Source organism: Acetobacterium sp. K1/6, assembly GCF_034438075.1.
GTDB lineage: Bacteria > Bacillota > Clostridia > Eubacteriales > Eubacteriaceae > Acetobacterium > Acetobacterium carbinolicum.
The window spans coordinates 86,395-106,449 of the sequence record NZ_JAXQGA010000012.1 but is presented as its reverse complement, the minus strand read 5'-3'; the positions used below and the strand labels follow the sequence as shown (position 1 = coordinate 106,449).

The window sequence follows — 20,055 nt, the reverse complement described above, 5'->3', positions numbered from 1 at the left end:
GGTTCGTCGTTTTTTACTCATGTGTATAGTTTATCTTATTTTCTGGATTTTGTGTCCAACTATTTGTGAACATTATACAGCTCATAATACTTATTGGACTTGAGTCCCGGATAATTTACTTTTTTGACTTTGGAATGATTTTCAAGGAATTCTACAATTTTTTTGGTATTGTCAACGTGCTTTTGCACTCTTAATGATAAAGACTCCAGCCCCTGCAAAAACAGGAAGGAATTAAATGGCGATAATGAGGCTCCGGTATCTCTTAATAATTGGGCTCGTATCTTTACCGCATAAGCAATCGGTCCTAAATCAGAAAATTTTATACCATTATAACTTTTGTCCGGGGTGGTGAAATCCGGAAATTTTCCGCTGGTCCAGTCAAAGTTACCGCCATCAACAATAATCCCGCCGATGGATGTTCCGTGACCGCCGATGAACTTGGTGGCAGAATGCACGACGACGTTAGCACCATGCTCCAGTGGCTTGAATAAGTATGGGGTTGCAAAGGTATTATCAACGATTAACGGAATTTTATTTTCAGCCGCGATTTTTCCGACTGCATCAAAATCGATGACGTTGATGCCGGGATTTCCGAGAGTTTCAATAAACAGTGCTTTAGTTTTATCGGTGATAGCTTTTCTGAAATTTTCCGGATCATCAGGATCGACAAAGATTGTATTGATGCCAAACTTAGGCAGAGTTTCGGCAAAAAGATGATAGGTTCCGCCATAAAGGGTACTGGCTGATACAATCTCATCCCCAGCTCGGGCAATGTTTTGAATGGCATAGGTAATGGCAGCGGCGCCGGATGCTGTCGCCAGACCGGCTGAACCACCTTCTAGTGCCGCTACCCGCTGCTCAAATGCATCGGTGGTGGGGTTTGTCAACCGACTGTAGATATTACCAGCATCCGTTAATGCAAATCGACCTTCGGCCTGGGTAGTGTCTTTAAATACATAGGAAGTTGTCTGATAAATAGGAACAGCTCTTGCTCCAGTTACTGGGTCTGGGGTCTGTCCGGCGTGGACCTGTAAAGTATCGAATCCTAATTTTCTTTCACTCACGTTTGTCAACCTCTCATTTCTTTCTGATGTTTTTTGATCTCGATTATTTAATTCTCTTGTTTATTCACTTTTTTCTTCTTTATTTTTGTCGAATATTCTTTTGAAAAAATTCTTCTTTGAAGTACTCAATGATGCAACCCCTTTCTCAAGAAATATTCAATTGTCACTTAGCAAGAATGACAAATGCAATATCTCATCATGCCTAACAATAGTTACGATAGTCCGTTCTACTGCAACACATGCAAAAGTGTCTCTCATCTAAAGTGCATAATTCATTGTTCATCATATTGCTTGCCTCCTAAAAATAAACATTACACATATTTCCTATATGTATGATATGTTTTATATCATAACTGATCACTATTTGTTTGTCAAAACTTTTTTTTTGCATTTTTTTATTATATTCGTTTTTTCTGATTACGTTCTCAGTTTTTCTATATTAAAATTTGCAACTTATTAAAAATAAATGTTGACAAACGGGCAAAACTAGTATGGATTAATAGAATATATTTCATGTATGAATTATGTGTTTAAACTAAACAAACTTTATGTTTCTGACTGGAAAACCAAAGGACACTTCTTAATGAACGATTTTTTTGTTCGTTAGAAAGTGTTCTTTTTTTGTTTAGTACAACTAAACTCAATGGTAAAACAATTCTAGTTTCTTCGCATATGAAGAAGATAAAGTTAACATTACTAAAGGAGATACTCGAGTATGGCAAAAAAAGAACTACGTCAAATTGCAATCTATGGAAAAGGTGGTATTGGAAAATCAACAACCCTCAAAATTTACCGGCCGGTTTAGCACAGCATGGTAAACAAGTCATGGCTGTAGGCTGTGACCCGAAAGCCTATTCTACTCGTCTTTTATTAGGTGGTCTGGTACAAAAAACAATTTTTGATACCCTCCGGGAAAAGGGCCAGGGCGTCCAACTGGACTCAATTATGAAAGAAGGTTATGGTGGCATCCGATGTGTCGAGTCTGACGGTCCAGACTTGGTGTCGATTGTGCGATGCCTATTCGTGAAGGCAAAGCAAAGGAGATTTATATCGTTGCAAGCGGTGAAATGATAGCTTTATATGCAGCTAACAACATCGCAAAGGGAATCGAAAAATATGCCAAGAAAGGCGTAGTTCGTCTCGGTGGAATCATCTGCAACAGTCGAAATGTCGACCGTGAGCTGGAATTACTCAGAGTATTAGCTGAAGAACTGGGAACAAATCTAATTCATTTTATTCCCCGCGATAACGTTGTCCAGCGTGCCGAAATTCGCAAACGAACTGTTCTTGAATACAACCCCGATATCCCCCAAGCCCAAGAATATTGTCAACTGGCTAATAATATTGTAACTAATCAATCTTATTTAATACCAAAGCCTATGACTCAGGATTATCTTGAAGAAATTTAAACGGATTTTGGTTTGATGGATACCTTAAGTGATGATTATCGTATCTAGTCCTACTTCTACACTATAATATATGTTAGGTATTTTTGTGCTAAGCGAAAAAGAAGCTTCTTTTCGTTTAGCACTTTTTTATTTTTTTACTCTTTTTATTTTTTTAGCTCTATGGATGGTTTTAAATTGAGTAATTTAGCTTGAACTCTTTTTTATACGTTTTCTATCGTTCTACTCGCCAAGTTACCTGGTAATCTCCTTGGCATGAGACATCAGCTATTATCTAATACTTAAATTATTTAACCCATATCTGCATTTTACTATAATATTTTGATTTGTTCGAGATTAATCACCATATTATTTGACAAACCCCAAAAATATAGATATAATACTTTTCACATATGTTTTATATGTTATGAGCATCGCTATTCAAACAGCGATGCCTATTGTTTTTATCAACGATTTTAAAATGTAAAGGTAGTAAGAAATGAATATTGACTGGGATTTTATCATACGCAGCCTGCCCTTGTACGCAGACGCTGTCTGGATCACGTTGCATCTTGCTTTTTGGGGGATTCTTATATCTCTGGCGATCGGATTAGTTGGCAGCGCTATTTTGTATTTTAAAGTAAAAGGTTTGTCAAAAGTTGTTAAAGTGTATGTTGAAATCTCAAGAAACACACCGCTGCTTATCCAAATCTTCTTTCTTTACTTTGGCTTTCCGAAGCTGGGAATAACCCTGAGTGCATCAGCCTGTGCGATTATTGGACTTTCTTTTTTAGGCGGTAGTTATATGTGCGAAGCATTTAGAAGTGGTATTGAATCGGTTAGCAAAAGCCAAATTGAATCAGGGCTCAGTATCGGTCTATCAAACACTCAACTGGCACGTTATGTTGTTATCCCCCAGGCATTTTCTGTCAGTCTTCCCTCTTTGGGGGCAAATTGTATCTTCTTGCTAAAGGAAACTTCAATTCTCGGTGCGATTTCAATCCTGGACGTTATGAATGTTACCAAAGATTTAATTGGGATGTACTATAAAACATTCGAGTCGCTGCTGATGCTCGTGGTTGTTTATATCATCATGCTGCTGCCACTTTCGATTTTATTAACCTGGCTGGAAAAGAGGGTCCGTTATGCAGAATTTGGGAATTAATGTTATCTTTCAAGGGCGAAACCTTCAACGCCTTTTTGAAGGTTTATTGATTACAATGGAAATTTCATTCATTTCCATCGTAATCGCCACATTTTTAGGCGTTTTGATCGGTCTCAGCCGCACCACAAAATACAAACCCCTGCTGCTGATTAACCGACTCTATCTCGAGTTTTTCCGAATCATCCCGACACTCGTTTGGCTGTTCATCTTTTATTTCGGCGTAACGACAGCTTTAAATGTCGATCTTAGTGGTTTATCCGTAGCCATAATTGTTTTCAGTCTCTGGGGTGCAGCTGAAATGGGTGATATTGTTCGCGGGGCATTGCAGTCTTTGCCAAAGCACCAAACCGAATCTGGAATGGCTTTAGGTTTAAGCCATTGGCAGCTCTACCTTTATGTTCTTATTCCCCAGGCGGTCAGAAGAACCTTACCCGGGACCATCAACCTGGCCACGAGAATGATCAAGACAACGTCGCTGGTTGTTTTAATTGGCGTAATCGACGTTGTAAAAATAGGACAACAAATTATTGAGAGTTCGCGTTTCGAATTCCCCACCGCTTCATTCTGGGTTTACGGATTTATTTTTGTGCTGTATTTTATAGTCTGCTATCCGTTGTCGGTCCTGTCAAATAAATTAGAAATGAAATGGAATAATTAGGTTAACATGATGAAAACTAAAAGCGAGATTACCTTACTTAAAATTAATGATATCCATAAGGAATTTGATAACAAAGAAATCTTAACGGGTGTCAGTTTCGAACTCCATCGCGGCGAAGTGCTGGTGATTCTAGGACCTTCGGGGTGTGGCAAAAGCACGCTGCTGAGATGCATTAACGGACTAGAAAAAATCCAGTCTGGAGATATTATTTTTGATGAAACCAGCCTTATCCAAGATAATACCAACTGGCCAGTCATTCGGGAAAAAATTGGAATGGTATTTCAAAATTATGATTTATTCCCTCACATGACTGTTATTGATAACATCCTACTCGGACCTTTAAAGGTTCAAAAAAGAGATAAAAAAGAAGCTTTAGAACAAGCTGAAGATCTACTAGCACGGGTGGGATTACTGGATCGAAAAGACGCGTTTCCCCGACAACTTTCTGGTGGTCAAAAGCAGCGAATCGCGATTGTGCGGGCTTTATGTATGAATCCGGAAATCATTCTGTTTGATGAGGTAACGGCCTCGCTAGATCCAGAAGTAGTTAGAGAAGTTCTGGATGTGATTCTCGGTTTAGCAAAACAAGGTATGACGATGGTCATTGTCACCCACGAAATGGGCTTTGCCCGGTCTGTTGCTGATCGGATTATTTTTATGGATGAAGGTAATATCTGCGAAATTGCCGAACCTGATGTGTTTTTTACCAATCCACAGACAGAACGTGCTCAGCACTTTCTAAATATATTCCAATATTAATTTTCAACGAAAGGAAAAAGTATTATGGGAAAGTATAAAAAATTTATTGCTGTTTTAATGGTTACCGCTGTTGTGGTTGGAGGACTTGCCGGTTGCAGCAGCTCGTCTTCTGAGAAAAAAGATTCGACTGCTTCAACGACAGGTACGATTGATGCAATCAAGGAACGAGGAACAATCCGAATTGGCGTATTTAGTGATAAATCACCATTTGGTTATGTCGATTCAAACGGAGAAAACCAAGGTTTTGATGTTTACATTGCCAAACGATTTGCCAAAGATCTTTTGGGTGACGAGTCAAAGGTAGAATTTGTCTTAGTTGATGCCGCCAGCCGGGTCGCTTATTTAGAATCAAATAAGGTCGACATCATCATGGCAAACTTCACGGTTACCGATGAACGAAAACAAAAGGTTGATTTTGCAAATCCTTATATGAAGGTATCTCTGGGAATTGTCTCACCTGATAGTGCCCTCATTACCTCTGTTGATCAATTAAAAGGAAAAAAAGCCATCGTTGCAAAAGGAACTACAGCCCAGACCTATCTTACCGAGAATTACCCAGATATCGAATTAGTGAAATATGAGCAATATTCAGAAATATTCCAGGCCCTAAAAGATGGTCGTGGTGATGCAATTGTCAATGACAATACTGAAGTTATTGCATGGGCAAAAGAAAACCCCGGGTTCACCGTTGGTGTTGCTTCACTTGGCGGTCAGGATACCATCGCCCCAGCTGTTGCCAAAGGAAATACCGAGCTGCTTACGTGGATCAATGAAGAACTAACAACACTAGGAAAAGAAAACTTCATCCACAAAGCATATGAAGAAACCTTATTATCGGTATACGGTGCTGATTATGAAGAAAGTCTTGTTATTGAAGGCGGCGTTGTTTAAGTAAGTGAAAACCTGATCCAAATAAATTCGGGCATGCCTTACACTGTAATTCTAAAAAATTAAAACCTCATCAAAATCCTAAATGATTTCGATGAGGTTTTTTATTATGTTTTACTTTTTAAGTGATTCAAAGTATTTATATCAGATCATTGTCTATTTGAAGTTTTGTAATGGCGTAAACTTCGCTACGCCGTTTTCTTATGTTTATCAAAAGACAGACAATCCACAAAAATCCGATCAAAATTCTCACCATTGGACAATTCAATGACATCAATCTCGGTAACCAGGCTTTCCATCTCATCGCGATATTTCTGATTGAGTAAAAATGCCAGTCCGCCGGATTTTGACGTATTGCCGACAAAGTCAATTTTGCCTTCAAATTCTTTTGGTAGCAGCCCGATATTTATCAGGCTCTTGGCCCGCAGATGAAAGCCAAATGAGCCAGCAATTTGAATCTCGTCAACATCCTCAGGCCGCAGTTCTTTGGCATCCATTAAAAACTCAATGCCTGCCCGTACCGCTCCCTTTGCCAACTGTACCTGCCGGATATCTTTTTGCGAGAGGTATACCCCACTGGCAACCTCAAAGGCTATTTTCCCATCGATTTTCACCAGTCTGTTTCTGAGGCTCTGTTTCAAGTCTGCGTTATCCGGAGCTGCCAGTCGGCCCCGTTTGTCGATAACCTTATGGACCACCAATTCCCCCACAATGTCCAACAGACCGCTACCACAGATCCCAATGGCTTCACCATCTTCGATAGTCCGGATGTCAATCTCGCCATGATCATCAATTTCGAAATACTCGATCGCTCCTTTTTCGGCCCGCATTCCATAAGAAATATTCATCCCCTCAAATGCCGGTCCGGCGGCGGTGGAAGTCGCCGTTAATGCGCCATGATCAGACAAGACCATTTCACCATTGGTTCCGATATCGACAAATAAAGTAACCTGTTCTTTATCCTGAAGCCGGGTTGCCAAAACACCGGATGTGATATCTGGCCCCACAAAGGAAGAAATAATCGGCGGCAGATAAATTGATCCCAGTGTGGAAATATCCAGAAGATGTTCTTTGTAACTTAAGCTACTTCCCCCGGTAATGGCTGGCGTATAGGGGTATTTACCCAGTGAATAAGGATTCACGTTGGCAGCCAGATGAATCATGCAGGTATTACCGCTAAAAATCACTTCATAGATATGCTTTTGTAAAACACCGGTATGGCTGGCCGCTTTTTCAATCAATTTATTCAGTTCTTTAATAATCATTGAATACATCGTGTCCAGCCCTTTGTCATCAGAGGCAAATTTAATCCGCGATAAAACATCCTGGGCATGCAGGCTTTGGGGGTTTAGTGCTGAGACGGAGTGCAGTTCTTCGCCGGAGTTGATATTGACTAGCGTAGCCACCAGCGTGGTGGTTCCGATGTCGACGACAACACCATAGTTCTGGGCGGCAGTATCCCCTTCTTCTTCGCCTAAAATCTGGCCGCCGGCTATTACAATGGTTTTTCCATTGCCAGTATATTCTTTTTTAATAAAGCTATTCACATCAATATCAAAACTCTGGCCATGGTTTAATATTTGTAGTGTTTTGTTTTGGTTTTTAGCAACGGCCTTAACATCGACATGACCGGTCACCTTAGTCTGACATGAAAGCACAAATCCCTGTTCTTTTTCCTCTTCAGGTAGTTGGTGTTTTCCGTATTCTTCGACATTTTTCAGACTTGCTGCGGAAATCTTAACCTTGCATTTACCGCAAACCCCTTCAGAATTACAGGGTGATTCAATAACAATCCCCAACTCTTGGGCCGCTGCTAAAATCGTCGTGCCTTTTTTCACCAGAATGGCTTTGTTTTCGCCGATAAAATTTACTTTTACCATAATCGTTACGCCCCCTTTACCCGATTCGTCATTGCGGTAATGTTTACCAGCGGTGTGGAGGTACTCAAGCCACAAGCTGGTGCAATAATATCAATGCCATCCAATTTAAGTTTTTCGGTTTGTTTCGCAACTTTTTCGGCTTCACCAAATTCCAACAGATAGGTACTCAGGTTCCCCATGGTGGTTAATTCAGGATAGTCTTCTTTTAATTTTCGCAAGCTAATCGAAGAATCGGTACTGATCGCATCGGACTTAATTGCTGGCACAAATTTTCTAACGGCATTCATTTTTCCGCAAATGTGAACAATAACCGGGGTATTGGTTTCATGAATCGCATCGATGATTTTGTTGAGATAACGCACCGCATATTCATCAAACATCGCAGGTCCCAAGATTTCTCCGGTGGCAGTGGGATCAGCAATGGTAATCACACTGGCGCCGCTTTCCACCATCAGCTTAGCCAATTCAATGATATGATTGGTGGCATAATCAACCACCCGATGGGCTTCGGCAGGATTCTTCCGGAGTTCTTTTAAAAATGGAATCGGGTCAACCAGTGATGCGGCGGTACTGAGCGGCCCGGTGATACTGCCAAACACCGGTATGTCTGAATATTCTTTTGACAACTGATAAGTTGCTTCAATAATCGCATTAACCCGCTTATTTTTTGCCATCGCGCCTAAGTCCTGATAAATGACTTCTTTAACCGATGGAAACACTTCTTTTTGTATTTTTGGTTCACAGGCCAGGGTGCCATAATTAATTTCACTACCCAGTACCTCTGCTTCTACGGTCATGCAAAAGGGAATACCGAAGTTTTCAAAGCCGGTGTTCTCCTGAACATCATTGGCAATCTCTGCCATTAATTGACTATCGTGATGGCCATCCGGTAAGGTGTGGCCAGTTTTATTCATTACATCAACGATGGCTGAATTCATCATCCCACCGGGACAGATAACCGGTGCCCGATCAACGGATTCTTTATTTAAGGAACGGAGGATCCGTTCTTTTGGGGTTAAATCATTCATCTAAAATTCCTCATTTCTTTTTATTTGCAGGCTTCTATAATCTTTTGAAATGTCATGCTCTTCTAGCATTTTTTGAAAAATACGCTTCGCTAATTTCCTGCCTTGGGAGTAGGGTTATAAAGTTGTCTTCATCCCAGGGCCCGGTTATAATTTTTTCAATAAAGCCGATTTCACCTTTAACCGTCTGATATTCGGCTTCAAATAGCTTTGCAATTTCTCGGGATTGCTCAATTACCTCATCCTTGGGTTCTGCCGAGGTTTCAATAAATAAAACTTTCTTATAACCATCATACATTTTTTCCAGCATCCGCTTGGCTTTTTTTTCGCCCAAACGATCATAGATTCGGCGATAGTCTGCGAGAATGCTTTTTTTGGTAATCATCCAACCGTTACTGAGATAAAAGGTTCCGATTTCGCTCTGAAAGTCGCAGGCTCTACAGGTGTCTGAGCACATAAAGATCGAAATACAGTCATGTACTCTGGGAATAATCAGTTCACTGGCTTTAGAAATCAAACCATTAGATGCCCCACCGCACAAACCAAAAGCCAGGATGATTTTCTGATAATTCTGGGAAGCATCAATAAGCCGTTGGAGCTCGACCTTAAGTTTTTGCGGGTATAAATGAAAGTCCATCGATACAAATTCAAAATCCCGCTCCGGAATGGGCATCAGTTTCTCAATTTCTTCCTGCATGACCTCACAAGCAATCACTTTGACGTTCATATCAGAAAACGGTGTTCAGAATGGTTTGATTCAGATCATGGCCAATTACGGTAATACGCCCGATTTCATCAGGTTCAGATGCCCTTATTTCCAGGGCATTGGGGACAAAATCAAACTCCACCCAATTGACCCCATCAATCTGTACCTTGCCCTTTGACCGCACTACTTTTCCAAAAACCGCCTCATCCTTCAAACTTTCAAAGATACTTTTTAACTTAATTATCGGAAATATCTTTGGCGTTTCGATGCCCCAGCTTGTAAACATATCATGATTATGATCGTCATCATCGTGATCGTGGTCATCAAACTCCAGATCAAACGCACTTAAATCCTCGTCCCGGGAAATTTGCTGCCCATCCGCTTCAGAAAGCCCAATCAGTTCAATGCCACTCAAATCATCCCAGGGCGTGGTCACAATCGATGCCGTTTCATTGATTTCACGTATTTTTGCCACGACCTTGCCTAACTCCTCATCATCGACGTTCTGGGTACGACTTAAGAGAATGGTACTGGCGTGAATGATCTGGTCACCATAAAATTCACTGAACAGCTCGGTGAATTCCTCATACATGGTCACATCGACGGCGGCAATCACCAGATTGAGATGTATGTCATTATCTTCCTCAAGTTTCTTGACAATCTTGACGATTTCTGACAGTTTTCCGACTCCCGACGGTTCAATGATGATTCTTTCTGTTTCTTTCGATTTAATGATTTCTCGCAAAGTATTGGTAAAATCAATCACGGTAGAACAGCATATACACCCGGCCTTGATTTCCTTTATTTCAATGTTGTATTTTTTTAGAAATGCCCCATCGATTGGAATTTCGCCAAACTCATTTTCAATCAGCGTTATTTTTTTTGAATACACCTTTTCATCGATCAGCTTCTTTATTAATGTGGTTTTACCGGCACCAAAAAAACCAGAAAAAATATCAATTTGTATTGTCATACGATCACTTTCCTATCTGTTAATCATTGAACTAGTCATTGATCATCTGGACTTATTTTATTTTTGTTGTTCTTTGAACTTATTTTACTTCGACCTATTGTTTGGAAATTACTTTATCGACCAACGCCCGTATCGTCTGGAAGCTTCCACCATTGCTGCTGCATTTAGTAAATTACCATTGGGCGGGAACTCACAGCCCGAAGAAAGGATAAAACCGGCCTTGTGTTTATTAAACAAATCCAGTTGTCTTTTGACATCTTCGAGCACCTCATCTGCTGTAAAAACGAGACCTGTCTCGGCAGGATCGGAATATCCGATGGTAATAATTTTATCACCCCAGGTTTTGGCATGTTCTTCCCAATCTTTAGCACCATGAGCCGGATAGGCAACTGAGATCGCCACCGGATCAGACCACTTGATAACTTCTTCAAAATAAACACCGCCACCGCAATTGTGGATGGCCACCGCTGAACCGGCCGCCCGGATTGCATCGGCAAGACGTTTTAGATATGGGCCTTCAAATTTCTCCCAGGTTGTATTTCTCAAAACAGTTCCCGAAGAATAGAGGGGATCAATAACAATGGAATGGGCTCCCGCTTCAATCTGAGCAACTGCGTACTCAATAAGAACATCGGTGATGACATCAACTGCTCCCAGAACTTCTTCCGGGTGCTTGATCAGATCCACAAATAACTCTTTGTGACCTCTAATCTGCGACAAAACCCCCAGTGGACCATAGACAAATCCGAAGATGGCAACTTCATTCCCTTTTGCTTCTGATAAACCTCTGACCGTATCGACAACCTGCTTCATACGCTTGGTCTCTCTCGGATTTATCTTTTTTATCTTATCATATTCGCCAGCAGTTTTTATATACTGGTTGTTGAAATCAGGATAAGCGGTACTGAACTTTGGAAAAATTAGTTCCTGGCCGAAGTCAGCCGCTTCAATTGAAAGGTCAACCAACAGTAAAAAAGCATCCTGACCAATTAATTCCTGGGCTGCCAGGAGACTTTGGGTCGCAATTTCGGCATCCTGAGACCATTTATCATAACGGGAACCGGTTACCCGATAGGAAGCACCGCAGACCAGGGGAATCGCCGGGATCCGGTCGACTTCTTTTCGTTGCAAGGTTAAAACAACGCGTTCCAGGGATGTTATTTCTTCATTTCTTTGTATCAATGACATCGATGATTTCCTCCAATTTAATCGTCTTTGCGTATTTTTGCGAATTTTTTCTTAGAGCTCATTTCCATATGCGGCAACAATGTTGTTCGCCAATTTTACCGCTTCGGCAGCATTTTCCGCGTAGCCATCGGCACCAATCTTGTCGGCATAAGATTGGGAAACCGGACCACCACCGATTAAGACCTTATAGTCTTCTCTTATTTTTTCTTCGACTAAAATTTCGACGACTTCGTTCATACCTTCCATTGTCGTTGTCATTAGTGTTGAAATGAAAATAAATTCAGCGTTTTCTGCTTTGGCTCGTTCCACAAAAGTAGCTGGAGAAACATCACGTCCTAAGTCGACAATATCATAGCCGCCAGTTTCTAACATAATCTTCACCAGGTTTTTCCCAATATCGTGGGTATCCCCTTCAATTACACCAATGACGGCTTTTCGTTTGGTTTCGTGAGAGTTAATCTTTATATGGGGTTTTAGGATATTGAGACCCGAATACATGGCGTCCGAGCACATTAATAATTCGGGCACAAAATATTCCTCTTCATCAAATAATTTCCCTGCCTGATTCATCCCAACGGTCAGTCCATTGACGATAGCTTCATAGGCATCAATTCCTTCAGCGATCACCTGATTACTGAGTTCAATGGTTAAATCCTCATCCATGTCTACAATTGACGCTGCCAGTTTGTCGAATAATTCCTGTTTGTTTAAAGACATTTAATAATTTCCTCCTTGATTAACATACATCTCCTATATGTTTGGTATGATTATTATATTAGATGACTTTTCATTTGTCAATATTTTTTTACACTAAACTGATATGACTTCTTCTTTATACAAAAAGACATGATTTGAAGCCGCGGCTTCAAATCATGTCTTTATTAAAATTTATTCCTGATTATTAAACACTATAGCGCACCGCTCTTGAATTTACAAAATAACAAACCAAAATAAGCCGAATCAGATAAAATACTCGCAATTACCCTTATCGTGATAACGTCTTACCAGTTCGGCCAGGGTAATATTATCCACCACCTGATCAATGGCATCTTTGATTTCCTGCCAGACATCTGCGGTGACGTGACGGTCTGCTTGTTCGTATACGCCCGCTTCATCGCTCAAAATAACTGGTGATAACTCACCTTCCAACAACCGCACAATCATCCCCACGGTATACTCTTCTGGGGGACTGGCCAGTTGATAACCGCCCTGAGACCCACGAACGCTACGAACAAAACCAGCTCGTGAAATCTGGGTAATGATTTGTTCCAAATATTTTTCTGAAATCTCCTGGCGCTCAGCAATCCGTTTAATGGGAATGTACTCCCCGGTGTTGTTAATCGCCAGGTCTAGCATTAAACGCAAGGCATACCTGCCCTTAGTGGAACTTTTCATTACTGAAACAGGCCTGTTGATAGGTAACGTTCACCGGTATCCGGCAACAAAACCACAATGGTTTTGCCCTTATTCTCAGGCCGTTTTGCTAATTCGGTAGCGGCGTAGATAGCTGCCCCGGAAGAAATTCCCACCAGCAGTCCTTCTTGTCGTCCAATGTCTTTGGCTGTCTGAAAAGCATTTTCATTGCTGACCTGAAGAACTTCATCATAGATCTCAGTATTAAGTATCTTCGGAACGAACCCAGCACCAATTCCCTGAATTTTATGCGGACCGGGATTTCCTCCTGATAATACTGGCGAGGCTTCCGGCTCCACCGCGACAATTTTTACCCCAGGTTTCTTTTCCTTTAAAACTTCACCAACCCCGGTAATTGTTCCGCCGGTCCCGATTCCTGAGACAAAGATGTCCACCTCGCCGTCGGTATCATTCCAGATTTCCACCGCCGTAGTTGTTCGATGAATCTCCGGATTGGCGGGATTCTCAAATTGTTGGGGTACAAAGGCATTGGGTGTGCTCTCAGCCAATTCCTGAGCCTTAGCAATGGCACCCTTCATTCCCAATGAGCCAGGTGTAAGAACCAGTTCAGCCCCGAGTGCTGAAACCAGGTTACGGCGCTCAACACTCATGGTTTCGGGCATGGTAAGGATTAAGCGGTATCCTTTTGCAGCGGCGACAAAAGCCAGGCCTACCCCTGTATTACCACTGGTGGGTTCAATGATCACTGAATCTTTATTGATTAGTCCAGCTTTTTCTGCTGCATCAATCATAGCAAAGCCTATTCGATCTTTAACAGAGGATAGGGGATTAAAATATTCAAGTTTTGCGATTACTTTCGCTTCCAGTTTCAAACTTTCTTCGTAGTTCGTCAGTTCCAGAAGGGGTGTGTTTCCGATTAAATCGGTTAAGTTTCTAGCAATTTTTGACATCATGATACCTCATTTCTTATAACATTTCATATTATTTCTATATGATTTATTATATTGCCCTTTCTTTTTCTTGTCAACTCTTTTTTAATCTTTTTCAACGCATTGACTACTTGTCTAATACCCGAATTAATCCTTAAAACTCAAAATCTTCGTTTGATTACAAGTAATTCTATAGTATAATTAGGATATTAACCTGGCGACTTCGATATGATCTCCTGGGTATTTTTTATGAACAGCTGCAGACATTACCAACACTATTTCAGTTTAGAACGGAGTTTACACGTGATATATTTGGATTACGCCGCCGATACCCCAGTGGATGCCCAGGTCCTGGATCTGTTTTGCCGAATCAGCCAGGATGCTTTCGGCAATGCCAACGGTGCACATCGTTTGGGCCGAAAGGCAAAACAGCTCATTGATAATGCCACCATTAACATAAAGAATCAGTTAAGCTGTCTAAATATGGAGATTATCTATACCTCTGGAGCTACTGAAGCCAATAATCTCGCCATCAAGGGTGTTGCCAGAAATTATCGTGAAAATGGCCGACACCTCATTTCCACCTGTCTGGAGCATGCTTCAGTCAGCGGTAGCCTAAAATACCTCCAGTCAATTGGTTATGAAATCGATCTGGTGTCCATCAAAAAAGACGGAACCGTCGACCTTGACCATTTAAGAGAGTTAATCCGGGAAGATACGATTCTGGTTTCGATCAACTATGTAGATAGCGAATTGGGGGTCTGTCAGCCGATTAAGTCAATTGCTTCGCTCATTGCCGCTTATCCCAATTGCTTTTTTCATGTCGATGCCACCCAAGCATTGGGGAAAATACCCGTCTGTTTTGAGCAGATCGATTTGGTGACCTTTTCGCCTCACAAATTTTTTGGACTTAACGGCATGGGCGTTTTGCAAAAAAATGACAACCTGATCCTTGAACCACAGATCCATGGCGGCACCAGCACCAGTTATTATCGCAGCGGCACCCCTTTTACGGCTGGCGCCGCGGCAACAGCACTGGCACTTGAGCTGTGCTTAGATCAACTAGAAGAACGCCTGACCCAGGTCGCCTTGAAAAGCGACTGGCTCAAAAAGCAGTTGTCAAATTATCCGCTAGTTTCTTTTAACAGTACTGAGCATTCTGTTGCGCATATTCTAAACCTTAGTATTAAAGGTGTTAGGGCACAAGCCTTTCAGGCCGCACTGAGTGATCAAGGAGTCTGCGTTTCAACCAAATCAGCCTGCTCCACCGACAACACCCCCTCCCGATCGGTTCTCACGGTCACCGGAAGCCGGGAGCTGGCCAGATCTTCCTGGCGGATCAGTCTTTGTCATTTAACCACTGATCGCGAATTGCAGGAGTTTATGGAAGTATTTGATTATTGTTATAAAAGTTTAACTAAAAAGTAGGAGTTATCATGGAACGTTATGAAGAAATAGAAAAAAGTTTAAAAAAGAAGTATCGCAGTAGTATCTGGTGCCGCTTTACCAGCGGTATCAATGAATATAAACTGGTTAATGAAGGGGATAAGATTGCGGTGTGTATCTCTGGAGGGAAAGACTCCATGCTGATGGCGAAGCTATTCCAGGAACTGAAGAAACATAATAAATTCGAATTTGAATTGGTTTTTCTGGTAATGGATCCGGGCTATAACCCGATGAACCGGGAAATGATCAAAAAAAATCTGAAGCTACTAAATGTTGAAGCCACAATTTTCGAGTCTCAGATTTTTGATTCGGTGGCCGATATTGAAAAATCACCCTGCTATCTCTGCGCCCGGATGCGTCGGGGCCATTTGTATCATCATGCCAAAGAATTGGGATGCAATAAAATCGCGCTGGGGCATCATTATGACGATGTCATCGAGACCATCCTGATGGGGATGCTTTACGGCGGACAGATTCAGACGATGATGCCCAAGCTTAAAAGCAGCAATTTTGAGAATATGGAGTTGATCCGGCCGATGTACTTGATCCGGGAAGAAGCGATCATCAGCTGGAAGCTACACAACGACCTGCAGTTTATTCAATGCGCCTGCCGCTTTACCGAAAATTGTATGATCTCAGACAATGAAGGCGGAGCCTCCAAGCGCCAGGAAATGAAAACGCTGCTAAAAAAATTCCGTCAAACCAGCCCTTACATCGAAAGCAATATTTTCAAAAGCGTGGAGAACGTCAATCTGAATACCATAATTTCATATAAGCAAGATGGGGTTAAACATCATTTTTTAGATGAATATGATAACTAAGTAGCCTACACTTGCAAAATATTCTAAATAATAAGGGCACCTGGTGGATCCATCAGGTACCCTTACTAATTGATCACTAAAATATTTCAATAACCACATCCATAATCCCACCACAGGCCATGCCCTCATCTTCGGCGACGGAACCGGTCATATCGACTTTCATCATCAAAAATCCGCCATCTTCACGGATTAGATCCCGAGCCGCTACAATTACTTCCCCTTCACTACATCCGCCACCAATACTCCCCAGACTGCGTCCATCAGCCCAGATGATCATCTTGGCACCTGGTCCGCGGGGAACTGAACCTTTTTTCGAAATCACTGTTACAATGGCCCGTTTTTCAGACTCGTTTTTTGCCAGATTTTTAATCACATCAAAATCAAAATCAGAATGATTGGTTTTATTTTTCAGATCAGCTTTTTCATGCTGATGACTTACACGCTTGACGCTGATAATTTCAGCGATGATCGAAATAGCAATTTCTTCTGGCGTCACGGCCCCAATTCGCAAGCCGATGGGCGAATACACCCCACTTAGTTGTTCCTGACGAAACCCGTCTTCAAGAAACTGTGCCATCAAACCTTTAACCCGGCGCCGGGAACCGATCATCCCTAAGTACTCCGGATTGACTGATAGTGCCTGCCGCAGGCAAAGGGCATCATGTCGATGACCCCGGGTAACAATCACCACGAAATCCGACCGCTTAACCTTTAGTTTTTCAAAACAGGTATCAAAACTTTCGCAGAGTACCTGATTGGCTTGGGGAAATCGCTGGGTGTTGGCAAAGGATGGCCGGTCATCAACCACCGTCACCTTAAAGCCAATGTCGGCACCATATTGGGCCAGAGGTTTAGCAATGTGCCCGCCGCCGAGAATAATCAAACGACCTTCAGAATAAAAAGGTTCATAAAGCTCCTCAATACCGTCTTCTGAGGCTAAAAATTCTGGCAGTCCTCTATTAATAACCACTTCCAGAATCTCATCCGTTTTCTCCTTACCGTTACCCCGGTCTTCTTTGCTGAGGAGTTTTTTTTCAATCACTTTTTTCCCCGTTTCTCCCAGGGTTTTAAATTGGGTGACCATAACTACCTGATCTTTTTGATCGAGCTCTGTAATTAGCTTCTCGTATTGATTAACCATGTTTATGTCCCTTTCCATATCGATCTTCAAACCAGAATTCTCGTGGTTTATTACCGATTTCAAGTTTAATTTCATATTTACTGATTTTACTGTACAACGTATTTCTCTGAATCCCCAGGGCTTGCGCCGCTTGACTAATGTTTCCCTTGTAAATCTTCAAAACCCGTTTAATATGTTCCTTTTCAATATAGTTCATATCGAGTAGCGCGGGATCCAGATCTTCCAGGCGCTCTTCCCGCAATTCTAGCGGTGTTATATCAACATACCCGGTGAACTTTTTCGATAAGTCTGTTTGTTCCGAATTTTTTAAAAAATAGTAATCCGGAAAAGATTCGGTATTGATCATTAGTTCAACAACATTTTCCACTTCTCTTACATTTCCCGGCCAATTATAGGTTTCTAGCATCCGCATATTTTTTTCAGTAATCTGAACTTCTTTTTTCTCATATTTCGATGACAGGTTTTTCATAAAATAATGAAAAAGGATGGCGATGTCACTTCTTCGTTCCCGTAGTGGCGGCAGATAGAGGGGCAGAACATTAAGCCGGTAAAAGAGATCTTTTCTGAAACGTCCCAGCTCCACTTCCTTTTTTAGATCTTTGTTGGTAGCAGCGATAATCCGTACATCGATGGGAATGGATTGTTGACTACCAATTTTCGTGATGACGTTTTCCTGAAGTACCCGCAACAATCGGGTTTGCATATCCAGGGGCATTTCACCGATTTCGTCCAACATAATAGTGCCATTATTGGCCTGCTCAAATTTTCCAATGTTTCCCCCTTTTTTTGCACCCGTATAGGCACCGTCTTCATAGCCAAAGAGCTCTGATTCAATCAACTGGTTGGGAATCGCTCCGCAATTAAGGGCCACAAAGGGTTCATCCATTCGTTTACTATGATTATGAATGGACTGGGCAAAAACTTCCTTACCACAGCCGCTCTCACCCAAAATAAGAATCGTTGAACGGTTATTAGAGATTTTCTTGGCATATTCAATCGTACTGACAAACTGAGGGTCCTGCCCCATGATTTTATCAAAGGTGTAATAGGGTTGCTCACACTTCTGGATTTTCCGGGACTGATCTTCTTTTAATACAAAGACAATTTCAATGCTGTCGTCCTGGGGATTATAAATGGGGCTGGCCGTCATTTGACAATGAAAATGATTGCGCAGCGCCTTGATATTAATAATCCGATTGACATGCTTTTCAGAGTGGATCGCGTCCTTAATGTTTTCCCAATCTTCAATGATTTCAGAAACATTGGTCGCCGACAATTGTTTATATTTATTACCAAAAAGATCCATGGCTTTTTGATTATAGATTTTAATCATCCCATCCAAATTGGAGGTAAGAATCGCTACCGGCATCGAATTAAAGATCGTTTTAATATGTTTGTTGGTCATATTCTGAAGTCTGTTATATTCTTTGGCCTTAAGCATCTCCTCAATCGCATTCGATGCTGCAATCACCATTCCCAGGGTATGGGGATGTACCGAATCAGAATAACCAGTAAGATCCAGCGCTGCAATCAAATTGCCATTAGGATCCCGAATGGGTGCACCCGAACAGGTCCAGCGATGATAAGCTTTTACCAGATGGTCTGTTCCTGACATTTGAATTGGCTGCCCCGATTTGATTACCAATGACATGGCGTTCGTTCCAATGTATTCTTCACTCATATAGGCACCAGCCACCATTTTTAGTTCAAAGGCTTCTGTTAGAATTTTCTCATCACCAATAGCGTTGAGAATACAGCCATCCCTATCGGTTAACAAAACGAAAAAATTGTTACCCCGGACAATGCTCATCAGATGCTCCATGTAGGGAGCCGCTGTCAGGATTAGATCACGATTCTCTGAAAACTTAGTCTGCAGCTCACCGTGGTCAATCATTTTTTTACTGAAAACCTGATCCTCAGTAATCCCATATCCGATACAGCGCTGCTTTGATTCTTTGATGATTGCTCCATAGATATTCTTATTCATGTTTCCCCTTTCATCGATTAACAACGACCCATTTATCGTTTCTGTCATCATAGTCCAGTTCAAAGACTGTCCCATAGAGAAGCTTCCATTTAAACAGTTCGTTAATGGATAGTCCCATAACCTCACCAAGTATGACCCGTATGACACCAGCATGGGTTGAAATTAGAATAGCACCTTGGTAATTTTCTTTTATCATTTTATTAAACTCGGGCATCACCCGCTTCGTCAATGCTTCAAAACTCTCCCCTCCCGGGGGAACAAAGGTATTAATCAGCCGACCTCTTTTTTGATAGTCTTCAGGGTGATTTATTTTTATCTCATCAATGGTCCTACCATCCCAGTCACCCATATTAATCTCTTTAAGCGCATCCACTAAAACCGTTGGCACATTTCGTTTAGCAAGGAGAATGTCCAGAGTCTGCACACAACGTTTAAGAGGGCTGGTATACACCTTAGTAAGTGAAATTTCTGCAAAGGCCTCCCGTAATTCTTGAGACTGGATTATTCCCTCCTGCGATAGCGGGAGATCAATCTGCCCGATATAGGCCTTTCCCTTAAGCCACTTTATTTTACCATGTCTGACCAAATAAATCTTCATTACCTACCTTGAATCTTTCAAAAACTTTTTTTATTTAATTAAAATGATCTTCTGATTATTAACTGCTG

General features: G+C 41.6%; 16 protein-coding genes and 3 pseudogenes. 7 read left to right on the top strand and 12 right to left on the bottom strand.

Going from position 1 to position 20,055, the window contains the following annotated elements:
* Nucleotides 1-77: 77 nt before the first annotated feature.
* Nucleotides 78-1,064 (bottom strand): annotated as a pseudogene (locus U2P91_RS11990) (O-acetylhomoserine aminocarboxypropyltransferase/cysteine synthase family protein); the annotation flags it as partial.
* 715 nt (nucleotides 1,065-1,779) lie between these two features.
* On the opposite strand from U2P91_RS11990, the pseudogene U2P91_RS11985 reads away from it, so the two are divergent.
* The 5 genes and pseudogenes from U2P91_RS11985 to U2P91_RS11965 all read left to right on the top strand — a co-directional run bounded on the left by U2P91_RS11985 (nucleotide 1,780) and on the right by U2P91_RS11965 (nucleotide 5,922).
* A pseudogene (locus U2P91_RS11985) lies at nucleotides 1,780-2,473 on the top strand (AAA family ATPase).
* A gap of 475 nt (nucleotides 2,474-2,948) precedes the next feature.
* Complete coding sequence (locus tag U2P91_RS11980) at nucleotides 2,949-3,614, top strand: amino acid ABC transporter permease (RefSeq protein WP_322519718.1); 666 nt, start codon at nucleotides 2,949-2,951, stop codon at nucleotides 3,612-3,614.
* Nucleotides 3,595-4,272, top strand: a complete 678-nt coding sequence (locus U2P91_RS11975) for an amino acid ABC transporter permease (RefSeq protein WP_322519717.1) — start codon at nucleotides 3,595-3,597, stop codon at nucleotides 4,270-4,272. The genes U2P91_RS11980 and U2P91_RS11975 overlap by 20 nt, the downstream gene beginning before the upstream one ends.
* Before the next feature lie 9 nt (nucleotides 4,273-4,281).
* Nucleotides 4,282-5,031 carry an amino acid ABC transporter ATP-binding protein gene (locus U2P91_RS11970; protein WP_322519716.1) on the top strand — a complete coding sequence of 250 codons (750 nt, stop codon included), beginning with the start codon at nucleotides 4,282-4,284 and terminating at the stop codon, nucleotides 5,029-5,031.
* Between the two features lie 24 nt (nucleotides 5,032-5,055).
* A complete protein-coding gene (locus U2P91_RS11965; RefSeq protein ID WP_322519715.1) occupies nucleotides 5,056-5,922 on the top strand; it encodes a cysteine ABC transporter substrate-binding protein in 867 nt (288 codons plus the stop codon).
* 185 nt (nucleotides 5,923-6,107) lie between these two features.
* Here U2P91_RS11965 and U2P91_RS11960 read toward each other — a convergent pair whose 3' ends face one another.
* From U2P91_RS11960 to cysK, 8 genes are all read right to left on the bottom strand, one after another.
* Nucleotides 6,108-7,799, bottom strand: coding sequence for an ASKHA domain-containing protein (locus U2P91_RS11960; RefSeq protein ID WP_322519714.1), 1,692 nt, complete (start codon nucleotides 7,797-7,799; stop codon nucleotides 6,108-6,110).
* Between the two features lie 5 nt (nucleotides 7,800-7,804).
* Complete coding sequence (locus tag U2P91_RS11955; RefSeq protein ID WP_322519713.1) at nucleotides 7,805-8,827, bottom strand: uroporphyrinogen decarboxylase family protein; 1,023 nt, start codon at nucleotides 8,825-8,827, stop codon at nucleotides 7,805-7,807.
* Nucleotides 8,828-8,879: 52 nt separating this feature from the next.
* Nucleotides 8,880-9,539, bottom strand: a complete 660-nt coding sequence (locus U2P91_RS11950) for a DUF1638 domain-containing protein (protein ID WP_322519712.1) — start codon at nucleotides 9,537-9,539, stop codon at nucleotides 8,880-8,882.
* 13 nt (nucleotides 9,540-9,552) lie between these two features.
* On the bottom strand, nucleotides 9,553-10,503 hold the full coding sequence (locus U2P91_RS11945) for a CobW family GTP-binding protein (RefSeq protein ID WP_322519711.1): 951 nt from the start codon (nucleotides 10,501-10,503) through the stop codon (nucleotides 9,553-9,555).
* 108 nt (nucleotides 10,504-10,611) lie between these two features.
* Nucleotides 10,612-11,691 (bottom strand): uroporphyrinogen decarboxylase family protein, encoded by a 1,080-nt coding sequence (locus U2P91_RS11940; RefSeq protein ID WP_322519710.1) that lies wholly within the window; start codon nucleotides 11,689-11,691, stop codon nucleotides 10,612-10,614.
* A gap of 51 nt (nucleotides 11,692-11,742) precedes the next feature.
* Nucleotides 11,743-12,408: a corrinoid protein gene (locus tag U2P91_RS11935; RefSeq protein ID WP_322519709.1), complete on the bottom strand. Its 666-nt coding sequence runs from the start codon at nucleotides 12,406-12,408 to the stop codon at nucleotides 11,743-11,745.
* A gap of 243 nt (nucleotides 12,409-12,651) precedes the next feature.
* Entirely contained in the window at nucleotides 12,652-13,086 is a 435-nt protein-coding gene (locus tag U2P91_RS11930; protein ID WP_322519708.1) for an Rrf2 family transcriptional regulator, read from the bottom strand.
* The gene (gene cysK / locus U2P91_RS11925) at nucleotides 13,086-14,015 is read right to left on the bottom strand and encodes a cysteine synthase A (protein WP_322519719.1); all 930 of its coding nucleotides are present in this window, start codon (nucleotides 14,013-14,015) and stop codon (nucleotides 13,086-13,088) included. The genes U2P91_RS11930 and cysK overlap by 1 nt, the downstream gene beginning before the upstream one ends.
* A gap of 282 nt (nucleotides 14,016-14,297) precedes the next feature.
* Between cysK and U2P91_RS11920 the strand changes: the two genes are divergently transcribed.
* Both U2P91_RS11920 and U2P91_RS11915 read left to right on the top strand, forming a co-directional pair.
* A complete protein-coding gene (locus U2P91_RS11920) occupies nucleotides 14,298-15,422 on the top strand; it encodes a cysteine desulfurase family protein (protein WP_322519707.1) in 1,125 nt (374 codons plus the stop codon).
* Between the two features lie 20 nt (nucleotides 15,423-15,442).
* Nucleotides 15,443-16,261 (top strand): annotated as a pseudogene (locus tag U2P91_RS11915) (tRNA 2-thiocytidine biosynthesis TtcA family protein); the annotation flags it as partial.
* Nucleotides 16,262-16,337: 76 nt separating this feature from the next.
* Here U2P91_RS11915 and U2P91_RS11910 read toward each other — a convergent pair.
* Genes U2P91_RS11910 through U2P91_RS11900 form a run of 3 tightly spaced genes read right to left on the bottom strand, consistent with a single transcriptional unit; the run spans nucleotide 16,338 to nucleotide 19,987 of the window.
* Entirely contained in the window at nucleotides 16,338-17,402 is a 1,065-nt protein-coding gene (locus U2P91_RS11910; RefSeq protein WP_322519706.1) for an XdhC/CoxI family protein, read from the bottom strand.
* The gene (locus U2P91_RS11905) at nucleotides 17,395-19,389 is read right to left on the bottom strand and encodes a sigma-54-dependent Fis family transcriptional regulator (RefSeq protein WP_322519705.1); all 1,995 of its coding nucleotides are present in this window, start codon (nucleotides 19,387-19,389) and stop codon (nucleotides 17,395-17,397) included. Before U2P91_RS11905 ends, U2P91_RS11910 begins: the two co-directional genes overlap by 8 nt.
* A gap of 10 nt (nucleotides 19,390-19,399) precedes the next feature.
* Nucleotides 19,400-19,987: a histidine phosphatase family protein gene (locus tag U2P91_RS11900; protein WP_322519704.1), complete on the bottom strand. Its 588-nt coding sequence runs from the start codon at nucleotides 19,985-19,987 to the stop codon at nucleotides 19,400-19,402.
* Between the last annotated feature and the right edge of the window lie 68 nt (nucleotides 19,988-20,055).

Excerpts from the sequence above, each read along its gene's own strand:
- U2P91_RS11980 (WP_322519718.1), top strand. The coding sequence starts at position 2,949 with ATGAATATTGACTGGGATTTTATCATACGCAGCCTGCCCTTGTACGCA.
- U2P91_RS11975 (WP_322519717.1), top strand. The coding sequence starts at position 3,595 with ATGCAGAATTTGGGAATTAATGTTATCTTTCAAGGGCGAAACCTTCAA.
- U2P91_RS11970 (WP_322519716.1), top strand. The coding sequence starts at position 4,282 with ATGAAAACTAAAAGCGAGATTACCTTACTTAAAATTAATGATATCCAT.
- U2P91_RS11965 (WP_322519715.1), top strand. The coding sequence starts at position 5,056 with ATGGGAAAGTATAAAAAATTTATTGCTGTTTTAATGGTTACCGCTGTT.
- U2P91_RS11960 (WP_322519714.1), bottom strand. The coding sequence starts at position 7,799 with ATGGTAAAAGTAAATTTTATCGGCGAAAACAAAGCCATTCTGGTGAAA.
- U2P91_RS11955 (WP_322519713.1), bottom strand. The coding sequence starts at position 8,827 with ATGAATGATTTAACCCCAAAAGAACGGATCCTCCGTTCCTTAAATAAA.
- U2P91_RS11945 (WP_322519711.1), bottom strand. The coding sequence starts at position 10,503 with ATGACAATACAAATTGATATTTTTTCTGGTTTTTTTGGTGCCGGTAAA.
- U2P91_RS11940 (WP_322519710.1), bottom strand. The coding sequence starts at position 11,691 with ATGTCATTGATACAAAGAAATGAAGAAATAACATCCCTGGAACGCGTT.
- U2P91_RS11935 (WP_322519709.1), bottom strand. The coding sequence starts at position 12,408 with ATGTCTTTAAACAAACAGGAATTATTCGACAAACTGGCAGCGTCAATT.
- U2P91_RS11930 (WP_322519708.1), bottom strand. The coding sequence starts at position 13,086 with ATGAAAAGTTCCACTAAGGGCAGGTATGCCTTGCGTTTAATGCTAGAC.
- cysK (WP_322519719.1), bottom strand. The coding sequence starts at position 14,015 with ATGTCAAAAATTGCTAGAAACTTAACCGATTTAATCGGAAACACACCC.
- U2P91_RS11910 (WP_322519706.1), bottom strand. The coding sequence starts at position 17,402 with ATGGTTAATCAATACGAGAAGCTAATTACAGAGCTCGATCAAAAAGAT.
- U2P91_RS11905 (WP_322519705.1), bottom strand. The coding sequence starts at position 19,389 with ATGAATAAGAATATCTATGGAGCAATCATCAAAGAATCAAAGCAGCGC.
- U2P91_RS11900 (WP_322519704.1), bottom strand. The coding sequence starts at position 19,987 with ATGAAGATTTATTTGGTCAGACATGGTAAAATAAAGTGGCTTAAGGGA.